Source organism: Nocardioides sp. NBC_00163 (genome assembly GCF_045206295.1).
GTDB lineage: Bacteria > Actinomycetota > Actinomycetes > Propionibacteriales > Nocardioidaceae > Nocardioides.
Map to the genome: position 1 here is coordinate 3855357 of NZ_CP108155.1, position 16958 is coordinate 3872314.

Below are 16958 nucleotides of genomic sequence, written 5' to 3' on the forward strand. Positions count from 1 at the left end.
CGAGATGGCAGCGCTGAGCCATCTCGGCCGACGTGCGTGACGTCTCGACCGACGTACGCGACGCCTCGGCCGGGTCAGGCGGCGCTGGAGACGACCTCGTCGGAGATCGCGGCGGCAGCGCGGCGCAGGTGCCGGGTGATGCTGGCGGCGTTGAACCCGGCGGCGCTGCCGGAGACGGAGACGGCGGCGATGGCGCGGCCCTCGATCATGATCGGGACCGCGGCGCAGACGATGCCGAGCTGGGCCTCCTCGCGGTCGAAGGCGATGCGCTCGCTGTTGGCGCGGCGGAGCTCGGCGAGGAACTTCGCCGGGTCGCCGTGCGAGTGGCGGGTGCGCCTCACCAGGCCGGACTCGAGTACGGCCGCGATGTGGTTGCGGTCGCTGAACGAGAGGATCGCCTTGCCGAGGGCAGAGCAGGCTGCGGGCGCTCGCCCGCCGACGTACGTGTCCGGCTGGATGCCACCGCGACCGGTGATCTTCTCCAGGATGACGATGTCGGTGCCTTCGAGGATGGCGAGGTGCACGGTCTTGCCGGTCGCCACGTAGAGCTCGGCCAGATGCGGCATCGCGGTCTCCCGGATGCCCTGCGGGCGGCAGATCTGCACCGCGTTGCCGAGCTCGAAGAGCCGCCGGCCGAGTACGTAGTGGCGGCCGGTGCGCTCCACGTACCCGCTCTGCTCGAGGTGGCGCAGGAGGCGGAACGCGGTGGACTTGGGAAGCCCCGCGGTGCGAGCGATCTCGCTGACACCGAGCTTGGGGCCGGCTCCGAGAAATGCCTCCAGGATCTGGAGGGCCTTCGTCGCAGACGGGGTCGCCGAGGAGGTCGTCCTCGGGGCACCTTCATGGTCGTGCTGACTAGCCAGGGTGGGGATAGCAGTGACGCTCATGGGGGGATCTCCTTAATTGAGACGGAGGCACCACGAAGGGGGGATCTGGGGCCTCCAACTCTCTGTGACAGCAGTCACTGTAACGATCGTTCCGGAGGTTGTGGAGCAAATGTTGGATAAATCTCATTCCTGACCTGCGGAAATAGATGACACGGCATACAGTTCGATGCGTTTCCGCCCGTTAGCGCCGTAAACCCTCTGTGGACCTACGGTAGTAGGTCAGTGACTGATCTGTGTATGAAACGGCGTAGCCGTCACCAGTCGCGCCAGCAGGTCCGAGGTCGTGGCCGGTGGCATGTCGGCGCTGTCGAGCGCCTCGGCAAAGAGAAGTCCGTCTGCGATCACCAGCAGCAGCGCGGCCATCTCGTCCGCGTGCGCCGACCCGTCGTCACCGAGAGCTCCACGGAACCAGCCGGTGAAGTCGTCGCGCGACTGGCGGCGTACGGCAAGGAACCGGTCGCGGCCGGGAAGTGGCTCGGACCGCTTCGGCAGCACCAGCATCAAGCCGATCCGCAGGAACGGGGGCAGCCGGCGCAGGCTGGCCACCAGTGGCCTCAGCATCAAGGGGAGCTCGGTGGCGCAGTCGCAGTCCGCGCTCGGCGGCGGCTGCCAGGAGGACTGGGTGCTGATCCAGGCGCGGTAGGAGTCGTCGACCGCGGCCGAGAACAGGTCGTCCTTGTTCGTGAAGTGCCAGTAGACCGAGGAGGCCGGCAGCTCTGCCGCGGCGCAGATCCGGCTGATCGAGGCGCCCTCGTAGCCGCTCTCGGCGGCGACCTCCAGCGCTGCCGCGACGAGCTTCTCGCGGCTGCTGCTCCTGCCCTCGTACGTCACCGGCGGCAGCTCCACGGTCTCGGGGACGACGGCCGGGTCCTGCTTACGGAGGTGCTCCGCGACCTCGGCCAGCCCGTCGGCGAGCCGCTGCCGGAGCGGGTCGAGCTCGGCGTACTCGTCGGTCTGGGCGTGGATGAAGAGACCGTCGTGGGCGGCGAGCGTCAGCCGCGCGAGGGTCTCGATGTGCGCGGTCGGAAGGTCGACCGCCTGTGCCCACCACCGCTCGAACTCGGCGAGCGTCTGGGTGCGGATCTGGAGGAAGCGCTCGCGCGGACCGTCGCCGACCGTCGGTCCGGACTCGAGCGCCAGCATGAGGCCCATCCGCCACCAGTCGGCCTTGGCGCCGTGGATGTCCGACGTCGTACGCCGCAGGTTGGCCAGCAGCCCCTCGCGCAGGTCGTCGCCGGTCGGTGTCGGCTCCCACCGCGGGGCGATGTCGTTCCAGCGGGTGTAGCCGTGCTCGAGCGCCTCGGCGAGCAGCTGGTCCTTGTTGGAGAAGTGCCAGTAGAGGGAGGACGGCGGGAGACCGGTCGCGCGGCGGACCTGCGCCATCGTCGTGCCGACATAGCCGCGCTCGGCGGCCAGCCGCAGCGCTGCTTCGAGGATCATCTGACGCGAGCCCTGTGTGTGCTCACGGAGCGTCTTCTCGGCCATTGCACCGAGTCTAAGCAGGTCAGGGGCGCTTCGTCCGCCCGGTGTGCCGCTGGGTGGCCGCCGCGATGCTGGCTGCCTCACCGCCCTCGGGGACAATGGGAGACGATATGGCGAACCTCCTCAACCTCGAGCACGTCTCCAAGGCGTACGGCATCCGGCCCCTCCTCGACGACGTCTCCCTCGGCATCAGTGCCGGCGACCGGATCGGCATCGTCGGCCGCAACGGCGACGGGAAGACGACGCTGCTGCAGGTGATGACCGGTCTGGAGGAGCCCGACTCCGGTCGCGTCTCGCGTCAGCGTGGCCTGCTGGTCGGGTTCCTGCACCAGGGTGACCAGCTCATCGACTCCCACACCGTCCGCGAGGCGGTGCTCGGCGGGCGGTCCGACCACGAGTGGGCCGGCGTCCCCGTGCTCCGTGAGATCGTCGAGCAGCTCCTGGCCGGGATCGACCTCGACCGTTCCGTCATGGGTCTCTCCGGTGGCGAGCGCCGTCGCTGCGCCCTGGCCGAGCTGCTCCTCGGGGACCACGACCTGATCGTGCTCGACGAGCCCACCAACCACCTCGACGTCGAGGCCGTGGCCTGGCTCGCCTCACACCTGGCCGCGCGCTCGTCCGCGCTCGTCGTGGTCACCCACGACCGCTGGTTCCTCGACGAGGTCTGCCAGTTCACCTGGGAGGTCCACGACGGCCAGGTCGACGCCTACGAGGGTGGCTATGCCGCCTTCGTCCTCGCCAAGGCCGAGAGGTCCCGTCAGGCCGCCGCCACCGAGGTACGCCGCCAGAACCTGGTCCGCAAGGAGCTGGCCTGGCTGCGCCGCGGCGCCCCGGCGCGTACGTCGAAGCCGAAGTTCCGCATCGACGCCGCCAACCAGCTCATCGAGGACGTACCTCCGCCGCGCGACCGCTTCGAGCTGCAGAAGTTCGCTGCCCAGCGGCTCGGCAAGGACGTCATCGACGTCGAGGACGTCGACCTCTTCCGCGGCGAGCGGCAGCTGTTGTCGCACGCCACCTGGCGCATCGGTCCGGGCGACCGGATCGGCATCGTCGGCGTCAACGGCGCCGGCAAGACCTCGGTGCTGTCGCTGCTGGACGGCTCCCTCCCGCCCGCGGTGGGGAAGGTACGCCACGGCCGCACCATCGCTCTCCAGCACCTGACCCAGCAGCTCGACGACCTCGACCCGGAGGCGCGGGTTCTCCCGACCGTCGAGTCGATCAAGCGCGTCACCAAGACGACAGACGGCCAGGAGCTCTCGGCGACCTCGATGCTCGAGCGATTCGGCTTCACCGGCGACAAGCTGGTCACCCGCATCGGCGACCTCTCCGGCGGCGAGCGCCGCCGCTTCCAGCTGCTGCGCCTGCTCTTGACCGAGCCGAATGTTCTGCTTCTCGACGAGCCCACCAACGACCTCGACATCGAGACGCTCAACGTCCTCGAGGACTTCCTCGACGCCTGGCCCGGCACCCTGATCGTCGTCTCCCACGACCGCTACTTCCTCGAGCGCGTCACCGACTCCGTCTGGGCCCTCCTCGGCGACGGCCAGATCTCCATGCTCCCGCGTGGCGTCGACGAGTATCTCGAGCGCCGCCTCCCCATCCCTGCCGAGGCGTCAGCCCCGCGGGCCGAGGCGTCACGCGCGTCGGCCGAGACGGCAGTGGGTGGCCCGTCGAAGGCCAAGCCCGGCTCCGCCGACGAGCGAGCGGCGAAGAAGGTCATCGCCAGGATCGACAAGCAACTCGAGCGGATCGGCGAGCAGCAGCAGAAGCTCGAGCTCGCGATGGCCGAGTCGGTCAACGACTACACCCGGCTCGCCGAGCTCAGCGCTGAGCTGGATCAGCTCGCCGCGGAGAAGGACGACCTCGAGCTGGAGTGGCTCGAAGCGGCCGAAGTCCTGGAGTAGCGCCTCCGAGGGAGTGCTGGTCGGCGGCTCGCGCAGCGTGTAACACGTTGTTCGTACGACTACTCGCCCTATGAGAACGACCGGATAGTCCTACGAACAGCGTGTTACACGGCTCGCGGATCCGCGCGGCGGGGAGTTCGTCAGGATGAGAAGGGGACCAGCAGGCGGCGCAGGAGGTCGGTGAGCTGGCTCTGCTGGTCGCCGGAGAGGCTGTCGAGGAACTCCCGCTCGGCTGCGAGCAGCGCTTCGAAGGCGCTGTCGACGGTCGCCTTGCCGTCGGGGGTGAGCCGGACGAGGACGCCCCGCCGGTCGGCCGGGTCCGGCAGCCGTTCGACCAGACCGCGCGAGGCGAGCCGGTCGACGCGGTTGGTCATGGTCCCGCTGGTCACCAGGGTCTCGCGCAGCAGCCTGCCGGGTGAGAGCTCGTAGGGGTCGCCCGCTCGGCGCAGGGCGGCCAGTACGTCGAACTCCCACGACTCGATCCCTGAACCCGAGAATGCGTCGCGCCGAGCGAGGTCGAGGTGACGCGAGAGGCGGGAGAGACGCGAGAAGATCTCGACGGGACCCAGGTCCAGGTCGGGCCGCTCGTGTGCCCAGGCCTCGCTCAGGTCGTCGACTTCGTCGCGCATGGCGAGAGCGTAGCCCAAGTTCACCCCATCGAGAATCTTGACATCGAGACAAGTCGGAGGGACGATCTGAATATCTTGACGTCAAGAGAAATCGAGAGGACGTACGCCATGACCGCATGGGATCCCGAGCGCTACCTGACCTACTCCGACGAGCGAGGTCGGCCGTTCGTCGATCTCCTTCGCCGGGTCGACGCGGATCGTCCGAAGACCGTGGTCGACCTCGGCTGTGGTCCCGGAAACCTGACCGCCCTCGCGGCCGGTCGCTGGCCGGAGGCCAGGGTTGTCGGCCTCGACTCCAGTGCGCCGATGATCGACAAGGCGTGCTCGACCATCGACGGCGTCGACTTCGCGGTGGTGGACCTTCGTGACTGGGCCGACTCGGCGGTGTCGGGATCGGTCGACGTACTCCTCTCCAATGCCACGCTCCAGTGGGTCCCTGGTCATCTGGACCTGCTCCCTGCGCTCGCCGGCGCGGTCGGGAAGGGTGGCTGGTTCGCCTTCCAGGTCCCGGGCAACTTCGACGAGCCCAGCCACCGGCTCCGCGAGGAGCTCGCCGCCGAGGGGCCGTACGCCGAGCACACCCGTCACCTCGAGGCGCCCGGGTCGCACGACCCGGCCGACTACTACGACGTCCTGGTGGAAGCGGGCTTCGAGGTCGATGCCTGGGAGACGACGTACCTCCACGTGCTGACCGGCGAGGACCCGGTCTTCACCTGGATCGCCGGCACGAGCCTCCGTCCCACCGCTGCCGCGCTGGAGGGGGCCGGTCTCTTCGAGCCGTTCGCCGAGGAGCTCAAGAACCGTCTGGCACGGGCCTATCCGGTACGAAACGATTCGGTAGGAAACAGTTTCGTCCTGCTCCCGTTCCGTCGCGTCTTCGTGGTCGCCCGCAGACTGGAGGCATGATGCGCATCCATCACGTACAGGTCGGCATGCCCGCCGGCAACGAGGACGAGGCCCGAACCTTCTATGCCGACGGGCTCGGGCTGACCGAGGTCCCGAAGCCGGCCGAGCTGGCGAAGCGTGGTGGCGCCTGGTTCCGCTCACCGGGCGGCGCGGAGATTCACCTCGGTGTCGAGGATCCGCACCGACCGCAGGCCAAGGCCCATCCCGCGCTGGCGGTCGAGACCGAGGCAGGCCTGGAGGCCATGGGCGCGAGGCTGGCCGACCTCGGCTTCGACGTCGACTGGAGCCAGCGTTACAACGCCGAGGGCTTCCAGCGCTTTCATGTCCGTGATCCGTTCGGCAACCGCGTCGAGATCGTGTGGCCGACGGGCAACTAGCACGAACTTCCGTCCCGTGTAGGCGAAAACCGGAATCAACCAAAAAGAACCGTAACGCCAACTGGTCTGGACCGTTGTCCCCCGGGGGATACAACAACGAGCCAGGAATGATGCCAGAAACGATGGAAGGCAAGACTTTGACTGACGACGTGACCGTCCCCCAGCCTCGGGACGCGGAGACGACGAGCGTGGTCAATCGAGTCCGCCGGGCTCAAGGCCAGCTCGGTGGCGTGCTCCGCATGATTGAAGACGGCCGTGAGCTCGCCGATGTGGTCGGCCAGCTCAAGGCAGTGACTCGCGCCCTCGACAAGGCGGCTTTCGCGCTGCTCTCCAACGAGCTGCGCCGCGCGCACGCCGACGGGGATCGCCCGGAGCAGATCGAGGAGCTCGAGAAGGTCTTCCTCTCCCTCTCCTGATCTCGGGCCAGGAGAGGGGAGGAGGTTACCCTCGGGTAACCTGACTGCCATGAGCCAGCTCTACGACCTCTGGAAGTCCTTCAACCGTGTCCCGGTTGTCGGCAAGCGAGCATTCTCGGTCGCGTTCGCGAAGAAGGCGCCCTACTTCGGGTCCATCCACCCGCTGGTCAACCAGTTGCGACCCAACTACGCCGAGGTCATCGTCCCCAACCGCAAGGGCAACCACAACCACATCGGCACCGTTCACGCCATCGCGCTGTGCAACGGTCTCGAGATGGCCATGGGTGCCCTTGCGGAGGTCACCATCCCGCGCGACAAGCGCTGGATCCCGAAGGGGATGACCGTCTCCTACACCGCCAAGGCCTCCACCGACATCACCTGCATCGCGGAGACCGACCAGGAGGAGTGGGACACCGCCGACGGTGACCTCGCAGTGCGCGTCAAGGGCATCCGCGAGGACGGCACCGTGGCCATCGAGGGCACGATCAACCTCTGGGTGACCCCGAAGAAGAAGTAAGAGCGCGCCAATGTGGTGGCGTCTCCGGGATGGTTCGTCGACTCTGTGGCCCGTGCATCAGCGCTCTTGCCCAACCAATCCCGGGTCTCAGGGCCTCTCGCGTGGCTAGAAGGTCTTTACGCGTTTCCGTCTCCTAGGGTCCATTTGGCTGATATTAAAGGAGAATGAATTCGGGACTTCTTCGCTTACTGTCGTTGGCCATTCTCTCCCTGGCGATCGCCCTTTCTCCTAGTCTTGGGCAGGGATCGGCGTTCGCGGCGTGGGGGGTGCCCGCCAATTTCGCTGGTTTCAGTTGGATCACACCGTCGTCAGCTTCTGGCGCGCCCTCAACTCGGGGAATGACGTGCAACAGCTACGCTGACGCTGGCGGATCAAGCGCAGTCGCCTGCTGGCGACGCGCCGGTGACGTCGTGTGGGTCAAAGACATGAGAGCAGACGGACGCTCGGCCATCGCGAGAGTGTCTGTGATCGCCGGTGGATCGCGTACCACGAAGTTCGTTTGCAGAAACAGGCTTGGAGCCGGCAGGTGGGTGAAGTGCACCAAAAATCTGGCCGAGCCCGGCGCGATGTTCTTTAAGGCATGCGCATATGATGCGGCGGCGCGCCGAATGAGTCGCTCATGCACGGCCGCGGAGTCCATTTACTTGGCGACCTAGGACTCCCGTTTGGGGAATCGGGCGTAGCCGGCCAGCAACCCCGCGCCCATGCTCTTCAATCCGATAGGTGCGTATCCCGGCCGCTTGTTCATTCGGGCCACGGCGATATCAGGTCAACGCGGTGTCGATGTATGCGGTCCAGGCCTCCCCGCTGAGAATGTGGTTCTAGAAAGATCCCACTCCGTAAGCGAGGAGGCCCGCTGCCCGAGAGAGGCAGCGGGCCGTTGCGGCGTACGGAGGGTTCAGATTTTGGTCGGCGGTTCCTCGTTGAGGAGATGCGGCGCGTTGACGTCGAGGTTCGGATCCTCGGCGTGGCCGACGGGGCCGGCGGTGTGTCCCACCCGCCGCGTACGTGCCTCGATCCAGGTGGCCACCAGGCCCAGGATCGTGTTCAGGACGATGTAGATGACTGCCACCACGATCGCTGCGGGGATCAGGTTGTGGAAGTTGCCGTCGAGCTGCTTGACCTGGCTGAGTAGCTCGCTGTAGCCGAGCACGTAGCCCAGTGCGGTGTCCTTCAACAGCACCACGAGCTGAGCGATGATCGCGGGCAGCATCGACCGAACCGCCTGTGGCAGCAGGATCGTACGCATGACCTGGCCCTGCGTCAGCCCGATGGCGACGCCAGCCTCCTTCTGGCCCTTTGGAAGCGCGTGCACGCCGGCGCGGATGATCTCGGCGATGACCGAGCCGTTGTAGAGCATCAGACCGAGCACGACGGCCCAGAAGATGCTGGTCGGCGTGATCCCGAGCGAGGGCTGCATGAAGTAGATGAAGAACATCAGCAGCAGCATCGGGATCGCGCGGAAGAACTCGACGACGACACCGCACGGGACACTGATGATCTTCAGGTCTGAGATCCGCCCGACGGCGAAGACGAACCCGAAGACCAGCGCGAGCACCGAGCCGACCGCGAACGCGCTCAGCGTGCCGATCAGGCCGGGGATCAGAAGGTTGTTCCAGACATCGGCGTCGAGGAAAGGCGTCCACTTCTCCGCCTCCCACTGGCCGGTCTCCTCGAACTTCGAGTAGATGAACCACCCGACGGCACCGAGCGCGACGAGCGCGATCGCCGAGTAAACCCAGTTGAGGGCCTTGGCGCGGGGGCCGGGAGCGTCGTAGAGAACAGAGGCACTCATCGGATCACCGCGAACTTCTTGGATGCCCAACCGGCGAGGAAGCCGACCGGCAGGGTCAGAATCATGAAGCCGATCGAGAAGATGATGAAGATCAGCACAATCTGGTCGGCCTCGTTCTCCATCATCGTCCGCATCTGACCGGACGCTTCGTTGACGCCTGTGGCGGTGACGACCCCGATGGTGACGGCGACCGTGGTGTTCTTGATCATCGCGATAATGACGCTGGCCAGCGGGCTGAGCACCGATCGGAGCGCCTGCGGGAGGACGATCAACCGGAGATTCTGGGAGAAGGTGAGGCCGATCGCCCGTGCTGCCTCTGCCTGACCCAGCGGAACGGTGTTGATCCCGGACCGGAGGACCTCGCACACGAACGTCGAGGTGTAAACGGACAACGCCAGTACGGCCATCCAGAAATTCTGCTCGCTCAGTGAGAGCGTGACTTCGTCTGGGGGGCCGTAGATGTGGAGTTGGTAAACGAGCCCGAAGAGCGCGAAGAACATCACCAGCGTCAGCGGCGTGTTGCGGAACGTGTAGACGACCGCGGCGCCGACCCAGCGGAGAACCGGCACCGGGGAGACACGGAAAACGGCTAGTACGACGCCGAGCAGGAGCGAGAAGACACCGCTGAAGACGGCGAGTCTCAGGGTCAGCCCGAACGCTTCGAGGATGGCCGACCCGTACTCGGAGAAAAGGTCCATTGGGTACTTTCGGTTCTTTGGTGGTCCGTCTTATGGCTCGCCCCGAGTCGGCGGATCCTGACCCGCTTCGTGCGAAGCGAAGCGAGCAATAGGGTCAGGATCCGCCGACTCGGGTCTGGCTGAACGCCTCGCTCAGTAGCGGTCGACAGTCGGCGGCTCCGGCAGCTCGTAGCCGGAGTTGCCGAGGTTGTCGTTGAACGCCTCTTCCCAAGCGCCGTCCTCGAAGGACTTCTCGATCAGGTCGTTGATCTTGTCGCGGTCCTCGCTGCCCTTGGGCAGGCCGACGCCGTAGTTCTCCTCGGAGAACGGCTGGCCGACGATCTTGAACTCACCGGGGAACTGCTCGGCGTAGCCTGCCAGAATGATGTCGTCGGTGGTCAGGGCATCGATCTGGCCGCCCTGGAGCGCGTTGATGCACTTGCTGTAGGAGTCGAACTCCTGCGGCACGGCGCCGTACTCGTCCTTGACCTTCTGGGCGGAGGTAGAGCCGGTGACGGAGCAGATCTTCTTGCCCTTCATGTCCTCCGGACCCGCGATGGAGGAGTCGTCGGCGCGGACGAGGAGGTCCTGACCGGCGACGTAGTAAGGACCGGCGAAGTCGACCTCTGCCTTGCGCTCGTCGGTGATCGAGTAGGTGGCCAGGATCATGTCGACCGAGCCGTCCTTGAGGAACGTCTCGCGGTTGGCGGAGACGGCCTCGACCCACTCGATCTGGTCGTCGTCGTAGCCCAGGCCCTCGGCGATGTACTCCGCCATGTCGACGTCGAAGCCGGAGTAGTCACCGTCGGCCTCCTTGAAACCGAGGCCCGGCTGGTCGAACTTGATGCCGATCTTGATCTTGTCGCCGCCGGCGTCGGAGCCGGTGTCGTCGCTACCACCACAGGCAGCGAGCGAGCCCGTGAGCGCGAGAGCGCCCAGGGTCGCGGCGATCTTCGTGAACTTCATCGTTTCCACCTTCTGGAGTTAAGGGTTGGTGCGTTGCAGGGTTCGCGAGCCCAGGGCTCACCCGAGACGTACGTTCAGTGCTTGAGGATCTTGCCGAGGAAGTCCTTGGCGCGCTCGGACTGCGGGTTGTCGAAGAACTCGCTCGGGGTGTTCGACTCGACGATCTGGCCATCGGCCATGAAGACGACGCGGTCGGCGGCGACGCGGGCGAAGCCCATCTCGTGGGTGACCACGATCATCGTCATGCCCTCCTTGGCGAGGCTGACCATGACGTCGAGCACCTCCTTGACCATCTCCGGGTCGAGCGCGGAGGTGGGCTCGTCGAAGAGCATCACCTGCGGCTTCATCGCCAGCGCCCGGGCGATGGCGACGCGCTGCTGCTGACCACCGGAGAGCTGCGCAGGGTACTTGCTCGCCTGGACGCCCACGCCGACGCGGTCGAGCAGCTTCTTGGCCTCGGCCTCAGCCGCGGACTTCTTGAGCTTGCGCACCTTCATCGGGCCGAGCGTGACGTTCTGCAGGATCGTCTTGTGGGCGAAGAGGTTGAAGCTCTGGAAGACCATCCCGACCTCGGCGCGCAGCTTGGCCAGGCCCTTGCCCTCTGCTGGCAGCTCCTTGCCATCGAGCTTGATCGTGCCCGAGTCGATCGTCTCCAGGCGGTTGATCGCGCGGCAGAGAGTCGACTTCCCCGAGCCCGACGGCCCGATCACCACGACGACCTCGCCACGCTTGATCTCCAAGTTGATGTCCCGGAGCACGTGCAGGTCGCCGTAGTGCTTGTCGACATGGTCAAGAACCACCAAGGCGTCTCCCGAAGGTGCGCTGGCGGGTTCGGTGTCAAGCACGGTCATGCCGCAGACCTAACCACATCCTGCATTGCACATCTATGACTTGGCCCCCGGGATCGGTTACAACCAGATAACCAACAAGATTCGGTACGCCCGCTGCACCGGTCATCCGCGCTGGATTCCTCAACGCGGCCCCTGCGGTCGTACGCTTGAAGGCGCTATGACTACGTCGATCGCCTCTGGCTCCGCTTCGGCGGTGCGCACCTACGAAGTCCGCACCTACGGGTGCCAGATGAACGTCCACGACTCCGAGCGCCTCTCCGGGCTGCTGGAGGATGCTGGCTATCTGAAGGCGACCGAGGGCACGCAGGCCGACGTGGTCGTCTTCAACACATGCGCGGTCCGGGAGAACGCCGACAACAAGCTCTACGGCAACCTCTCCCACCTGGCCCCGATCAAGGAGGCCAACCCGGACCTCCAGATCGCCGTAGGTGGCTGCCTCGCGCAGAAGGACCGCGCGACGATCACGAAGAAGGCGCCGTACGTCGACGTGGTGTTCGGGACGCACAACATCGGCTCGCTCCCGGTGCTGCTCGAGCGGGCCCGGGTGCAGGAGGAGGCCCAGGTCGAGATCCTGGAGTCCCTCGAGGTCTTCCCGTCCACGCTGCCGACCAAGCGCGAGTCGGCCTATGCCGCCTGGGTGTCGGTGAGCGTGGGCTGCAACAACACCTGCACCTTCTGCATCGTCCCGAGCCTGCGCGGCAAGGAGAAGGACCGACGACCGGGCGAGATCCTCGCCGAGATCGAGGCGCTGGTCGCCGAGGGTGTCACCGAGGTGACCCTGCTGGGCCAGAACGTCAACGCCTACGGCGTCGAGTTCGGCGACCGGCAGGCCTTCTCGAAGCTGCTGCGCGCCTGTGGGGAGATCGAGGGACTGGAGCGGGTCCGGTTCACCAGCCCGCACCCGGCCGAGTTCACCGACGACGTCATCGACGCGATGGCCGAGACGCCCAACGTGATGCCGTCGCTGCACATGCCGCTACAGTCGGGTTCCGACCGCGTGCTCAAGGCGATGCGCCGCTCCTACCGGTCGACCAAGTTCCTCGGCATCATCGAGCGGGTCCGCGCGGCGATCCCGCACGCGGCGATCACCACCGACATCATCGTCGGCTTCCCGGGGGAGACCGAGGAGGACTTCCAGGCCACCCTCGACGTGGTCCGTGAGTCGCGCTTCGCCTCCGCCTTCACGTTCCAGTACTCCAAGCGTCCCGGCACCCCCGCCGCCGATCTCCCCGACCAGATCTCTCCCGAGGTCGTGAAGGACCGCTACGGCCGGCTCGTCGACCTCGTCAACGAGATCGCCTACGAGGAGAACAAGAAGAACGTCGGACGTACGCTCGAGCTGATGGTCGCCGAGGGCGAGGGCCGCAAGGATGCCGAGACCCACCGGCTCTCCGGTCGTGCTCCCGACAACCGGCTGGTCCACTTCAACGCGGCCGGAGCCGAGGGCGTACGTCCCGGCGACATGGTGAAGGTCGAGGTCACCTACGCGGCCCCGCACCACCTGGTCGCCGACAACCCCGTGCTCGAGGTACGCCGCACCCGTTCCGGTGACGCCTGGGAGGCGCGCCAGGGCCGCCCCGAGCCCGAGGCCGCTTCGGTCGGGCTCGGCATGCCGTCGGTCGGCGTTCCCGCTCCGCTGCCCGCTGCGCCGGCGTGCGGATGATCGTTCGGCTGGCTGCCGCACGAACAGCAAATTCTCCGTAGTACCCCTCCCCCTGAGGGTATTCCTGCTCTAGCCTGAGGCAACTTGTCTCAGGAAGGGATACCCCCATGTCGATTCCCAAGCTGGTCAACAGAGCAGCGGCGATGGGCGCACTCGGTGTTCTCGTGGCGTCAGGCCTGGCAGCCGCGGCCCCAGCGGGCGCCATGCAGGCGTCCGCAGGAGGAGATGCCTGCTTCGACCCGCACGAGGTCGGCGCCGCCCGCGTCGCCGAAGGGGCCAAGCAGGTCCGCGACACGAACCATCTGACCGCTAAGCAGGCCGACGCCAAGGAGAAGGCGCTCTCCAGCGCGCTGGCCGCGCAGGGGAAGAAGGGCGGCAGCGCCAACCTCGCCGCGACGACCATCCCGACCTACATCCACGTCATCCAGGAGAACGCCACCACCGGCGCCGTCCCGCAGGCGAACATCGACGCCCAGATCGACGTGCTCAACGCGGCGTACGCCGGCACGCCGTTCTCCTTCGAGGTGGCCGGCCAGGAGACCACGATCAACCCGGCCTGGTACCCGATCATCTCCGGCTCGACCGGGGAGCGGGACATGAAGTCGTCCCTGCGCCAGGGCGGTGACAACGCGCTCAACGTCTACATCGGCGAGATCGACGATGGTCTGCTCGGCTGGGCGACCTTCCCGACCAAGAACATCGGGTCGCAGGACGGTGTGGTCATCCTTGGCGAGTCGCTGCCGGGCGGCTCGGCGGCCCCGTACGACGAGGGCGACACGGCAACCCACGAGGTCGGCCACTGGCTGCACCTCTACCACACCTTCCAGGGTGGCTGTCGTGGCAAGGGTGACCAGGTCGCCGACACCCCGGCCGAGGCCGCGCCGGCCTTCGGCTGCCCGGAGGGCTCCGACACCTGCACCGCTCCGGGCCTCGACCCGATCCACAACTTCATGGACTACACCGAGGACGCGTGCATGGACGAGTTCACGCCGGGTCAGGTGCAGCGCATGATCGACGGGTGGGTGGCGTACCGCGCCTGATCGTCGCCTGACATACGCGCCGAGCGCCGGGTCCCTTGCGGGCCCGGCGCTCGATCCGTGTGTGATCAGCAGTGCTGGATCAGTACTGCGACTGGCTCTGCTCGCCGCCGAAGCCGCCCTCGTTCGAGCCCTCGTCGGAGTCGTAGGAAGAGCCCTCGGACTGCTCCTGGCCGCCGAAGCCGCCCTCGCTCTGGCCACCCTCGGACTGCTCGCCGCCGCCGTAGGAGCCGCCCTCGTTGGACTGCTCGCCGTAGGAGGAACCGCCCTCGCTCGAGCCCTCGTCGGAGCCGTAGGACGAGCCCTCGCTGGACTCCTGGCCGCCGAAGCCACCCTCCTGGCCGTAGTTCTGCTGCTCGTCGCTGTTGCCGTAGTTCTCAGACATATTGGTCCACACTTCCGAGTAGTTGTGATTGGACCGGAATCGAACGTGCATCGCACGTCCGCCCCCCCGGCTGCCTCATTCGGTGAGACGAGAATGAGACGGTCTAGACCGTTCCAGGTGACGGCACGAGTCGCAACAGGTTCGTAACAGTGTTTCGAAAGTCGACACGCAAAAAGTCAGCTGGGTGTAACGGGACGTAAACGCGAGGCGGGGAGCAACCCGGTGTGGGTCGCTCCCCGCCTCGTGGCGTGTGGAGGGCTCAGTTGCCGCCGTCCAGCTTCTCTGCTTCGTTCTTGGCAGTCTCGACGCCCTGGTCGATCTGGTCGCTGAACTTGCCACCGGTCTTCTCATCGGCGAACTCACCGGCCTTGTCCAGGCCCTCGCCGACCTTGTCGGCACCGACCTTGTCGACGCCCTGCCCGATGAGATCCTTTGCCTTGTCCAAGAAGCTCATGCTTCCCCCCTCTGGATCGGTGGCTCCCCGTTTGAGCCAACTTGCGGCCAGACTAACTGCATGGAGTACGACAGCAACAGGGGGACACGCGACCCGGATGGGTCATCCGGACTACGCGACTTGGGATCTTTTCCCCTGTCCGCCACCCCGATCGTGGCCGTCGTCGGAGCCACCGCAGCAGGGAAGACGTCGCTCTCGCTCGACCTCGCCGAGACTCTCGGGGGAGAGATCATCAACACCGACGCGATGCAGGTCTATCGCGGCATGGACATCGGGACGGCGAAGCTGCCGGTCGCGGAGCGGCGCGGGATCCCGCACCATCTGCTCGACCTCCTCGACATCGCCGAACCGGCCTCCGTCGCCGACTTCCAGGCACTGGCGCGCGAGGAGATCGCGACGCTTCGCAAGGCTGGGAAGACACCCGTGCTGGTCGGCGGCAGTGCTCTCTACACGCGAGCGATCCTGGACCGGTTCGAGTTCCCCGGGACCTCGGAGGAGGTGCGTGAGCGACTGGAGAAGGAGCTCGAAACCGCAGGCGAGAAGGCACTTCACGACCGCCTGCGAGCCCTGGATCCGGTCGCGGCGGAGCGGATCGAGATCGACAACGGTCGCCGCGTCGTACGCGCTCTGGAGGTCATCGAGCTGACCGGTGAGCCGTTCAGCGCACGACTGCCCGAGCAGGTCTACCACGACCCGGCCTCCATCCAGATCGGCGTCGACATCTCCCGGGAAGCTCTGGACGTACGCATCCGGCAGCGGGTCTCGGAGATGTTCGAGTCCGGGTTCATCGACGAGGTGGCCCGGCTCCTGGAGGCCGGTCTGGGGCGGTCGCGGACCGCGTCGAAGGCCATCGGCTACAAGGAGGTCGCCGCCTATCTCGCGGGGGAGACGACGCTGGAGGATGCCGTGGAGAGAACCGCCATCAAGACCAGGCAGTTCGCACGCCGGCAGGACGCCTGGTTCCGCAAGGATCCGCGGGTCGTATGGGTCTCGTACGACGATCCGTCCCGTATGGAGAAGGCCGTCGCGGCCGTGCGGGAGGTGGCACCGTGAGAGGGAACGAGCGTGACCGGCTGCGGGAGCTGCTCGACGCGGTGCTCGACGGTGCCGACGCCGGAGAGCCGCGCACGCTGGCGCAGATGGCCGGCGACGCCTACACCTCGCCCTATCACTTCAACCGGCTGCTCTCCCGGGGCGCGGGCGAGCCGCCGGTGGCGATGCGGCGGCGGGTGATGCTGGAGCGGGCCGCGTGGCAGCTGCAGCACGGTGGCACGGTGACCGATGCCGCCTGGGCCGCCGGGTACGAGTCGGTGGAAGGGTTCTCGCGGGCCTATGCGAAGGCCTTCGGGCACCCCCCGAGCACCGCCGCGCTCAGCCACTGGCTACCGGCGCCGAACGGGATCCACTTCCATCCGCCGGAGTCGCTGTGGGTCGACTCCCAGGAGCGGGTGCTCTCTCCGCTGACCGAGCAGCTTGTCCTGCACGACCTCGACGACACCCGAGCGTTGCTCGACCTCGCCAAGGGACTGCCCGCGGAGGTGCTCACCCAGGTGCGGCTGGCCGGCCATGAGGTGCTGGAGTGGGACGGCCCGGAGGAGTCGCTCGCGCAGGTTCTGGAGGCGACGGTGTGGGCCAAGGAGTGCTGGGTGGCCTCGATCGAGGGCCTCGCGATGCCGGTCCGGAGCCGCACGGACTCGGTCGTCGCGCTGGTCGAGCGGCACGAGGCCGTGGCGGCGCGGTGGCTGGCGGTCGTACGCGACATCGAGCGGCGCGGGGCCTGGGAGGACCGGCTCATCGACGCCCTGTGCGAGCCGCCGGAGAGCTTCCAGATCGGTTCGGTGGTCGCCCACGTCCTGACGTACGCAGCCCATCGGCGTCTGCTGGCCCGGATGATGCTCCGGATGGCCGGTGTCGAGGTCGACCGGGGCGACCCGATCGAGTGGCTGCGGGCCCGCCGGGGCGAGGTCCCGACGGTCTGAGCGAGCGGCGAAATGATTCGGCCGCCCGCGCGC

Annotated in this window: 18 protein-coding genes; 9 read left to right on the forward strand and 9 right to left on the reverse strand. The window is 67.0% G+C overall.

Going from position 1 to position 16958, the window contains the following annotated elements; genetic code table 11:
* Window positions 1–74: 74 nt before the first annotated feature.
* Together OG801_RS18530 and OG801_RS18535 are read right to left on the reverse strand one after the other, a co-directional pair.
* Window positions 75–887 (reverse strand): IclR family transcriptional regulator, encoded by an 813-nt coding sequence (locus OG801_RS18530; RefSeq protein WP_160158759.1) that lies wholly within the window; start codon window positions 885–887, stop codon window positions 75–77.
* Window positions 888–1106: 219 nt separating this feature from the next.
* On the reverse strand, window positions 1107–2372 hold the full coding sequence (locus OG801_RS18535) for a TetR/AcrR family transcriptional regulator (RefSeq protein ID WP_355021754.1): 1266 nt from the start codon (window positions 2370–2372) through the stop codon (window positions 1107–1109).
* 107 nt (window positions 2373–2479) lie between these two features.
* Between OG801_RS18535 and OG801_RS18540 the strand changes: the two genes are divergently transcribed.
* Window positions 2480–4273: an ATP-binding cassette domain-containing protein gene (locus OG801_RS18540; RefSeq protein ID WP_406030389.1), complete on the forward strand. Its 1794-nt coding sequence runs from the start codon at window positions 2480–2482 to the stop codon at window positions 4271–4273.
* Window positions 4274–4413: 140 nt separating this feature from the next.
* Here the strand turns inward: OG801_RS18540 and OG801_RS18545 are convergent, their stop codons facing one another.
* Complete coding sequence (locus OG801_RS18545) at window positions 4414–4902, reverse strand: MarR family transcriptional regulator (protein WP_355021756.1); 489 nt, start codon at window positions 4900–4902, stop codon at window positions 4414–4416.
* Window positions 4903–5010: 108 nt separating this feature from the next.
* Here OG801_RS18545 and OG801_RS18550 point away from each other — a divergent pair, with 108 nt between their 5' ends.
* The 4 genes from OG801_RS18550 to OG801_RS18565 all read left to right on the forward strand — a co-directional run bounded on the left by OG801_RS18550 (window position 5011) and on the right by OG801_RS18565 (window position 7118).
* Window positions 5011–5808 (forward strand): methyltransferase domain-containing protein, encoded by a 798-nt coding sequence (locus OG801_RS18550; RefSeq protein WP_406030392.1) that lies wholly within the window; start codon window positions 5011–5013, stop codon window positions 5806–5808.
* Window positions 5805–6185, forward strand: coding sequence for a VOC family protein (locus OG801_RS18555; protein ID WP_406030393.1), 381 nt, complete (start codon window positions 5805–5807; stop codon window positions 6183–6185). Before OG801_RS18550 ends, OG801_RS18555 begins: the two co-directional genes overlap by 4 nt.
* 239 nt (window positions 6186–6424) lie before the next feature.
* Window positions 6425–6601 carry a metal-sensing transcriptional repressor gene (locus tag OG801_RS18560; protein WP_406030395.1) on the forward strand — a complete coding sequence of 59 codons (177 nt, stop codon included), beginning with the start codon at window positions 6425–6427 and terminating at the stop codon, window positions 6599–6601.
* A gap of 49 nt (window positions 6602–6650) precedes the next feature.
* Entirely contained in the window at window positions 6651–7118 is a 468-nt protein-coding gene (locus OG801_RS18565) for a hotdog fold domain-containing protein (protein WP_355021759.1), read from the forward strand.
* Window positions 7119–8016: 898 nt separating this feature from the next.
* Here the strand turns inward: OG801_RS18565 and OG801_RS18570 are convergent.
* The 4 genes from OG801_RS18570 to OG801_RS18585 form a co-directional block, all read right to left on the reverse strand.
* Window positions 8017–8913 carry an amino acid ABC transporter permease gene (locus OG801_RS18570; protein WP_406030397.1) on the reverse strand — a complete coding sequence of 299 codons (897 nt, stop codon included), beginning with the start codon at window positions 8911–8913 and terminating at the stop codon, window positions 8017–8019.
* Window positions 8910–9611 carry an amino acid ABC transporter permease gene (locus OG801_RS18575; protein ID WP_406030399.1) on the reverse strand — a complete coding sequence of 234 codons (702 nt, stop codon included), beginning with the start codon at window positions 9609–9611 and terminating at the stop codon, window positions 8910–8912. Before OG801_RS18575 ends, OG801_RS18570 begins: the two co-directional genes overlap by 4 nt.
* A 132-nt stretch (window positions 9612–9743) precedes the next feature.
* Window positions 9744–10556: a glutamate ABC transporter substrate-binding protein gene (locus tag OG801_RS18580; RefSeq protein WP_406030401.1), complete on the reverse strand. Its 813-nt coding sequence runs from the start codon at window positions 10554–10556 to the stop codon at window positions 9744–9746.
* 74 nt (window positions 10557–10630) lie between these two features.
* A complete protein-coding gene (locus OG801_RS18585) occupies window positions 10631–11407 on the reverse strand; it encodes an amino acid ABC transporter ATP-binding protein (RefSeq protein ID WP_406030403.1) in 777 nt (258 codons plus the stop codon).
* 157 nt (window positions 11408–11564) lie between these two features.
* Between OG801_RS18585 and miaB the strand changes: the two genes are divergently transcribed.
* Both miaB and OG801_RS18595 read left to right on the forward strand, forming a co-directional pair.
* Complete coding sequence (gene miaB, locus OG801_RS18590; RefSeq protein WP_406030405.1) at window positions 11565–13070, forward strand: tRNA (N6-isopentenyl adenosine(37)-C2)-methylthiotransferase MiaB; 1506 nt, start codon at window positions 11565–11567, stop codon at window positions 13068–13070.
* A 107-nt stretch (window positions 13071–13177) separates the two neighbouring features.
* A complete protein-coding gene (locus OG801_RS18595) occupies window positions 13178–14110 on the forward strand; it encodes a zinc metalloprotease (RefSeq protein ID WP_355019954.1) in 933 nt (310 codons plus the stop codon).
* Window positions 14111–14189: 79 nt separating this feature from the next.
* Here OG801_RS18595 and OG801_RS18600 read toward each other — a convergent pair whose 3' ends face one another.
* Window positions 14190–14492, reverse strand: a complete 303-nt coding sequence (locus OG801_RS18600; protein WP_406030407.1) for a hypothetical protein — start codon at window positions 14490–14492, stop codon at window positions 14190–14192.
* 259 nt (window positions 14493–14751) lie between these two features.
* Window positions 14752–14946 carry an antitoxin gene (locus OG801_RS18605; protein ID WP_091051581.1) on the reverse strand — a complete coding sequence of 65 codons (195 nt, stop codon included), beginning with the start codon at window positions 14944–14946 and terminating at the stop codon, window positions 14752–14754.
* A 120-nt stretch (window positions 14947–15066) separates the two neighbouring features.
* Between OG801_RS18605 and miaA the strand changes: the two genes are divergently transcribed.
* Window positions 15067–15999 carry a tRNA (adenosine(37)-N6)-dimethylallyltransferase MiaA gene (gene miaA, locus OG801_RS18610; protein WP_406030409.1) on the forward strand — a complete coding sequence of 311 codons (933 nt, stop codon included), beginning with the start codon at window positions 15067–15069 and terminating at the stop codon, window positions 15997–15999.
* Window positions 15996–16925, forward strand: coding sequence for a helix-turn-helix transcriptional regulator (locus OG801_RS18615; protein WP_406030411.1), 930 nt, complete (start codon window positions 15996–15998; stop codon window positions 16923–16925). Before miaA ends, OG801_RS18615 begins: the two co-directional genes overlap by 4 nt.
* The last annotated feature ends 33 nt before the right edge of the window (window positions 16926–16958 follow it).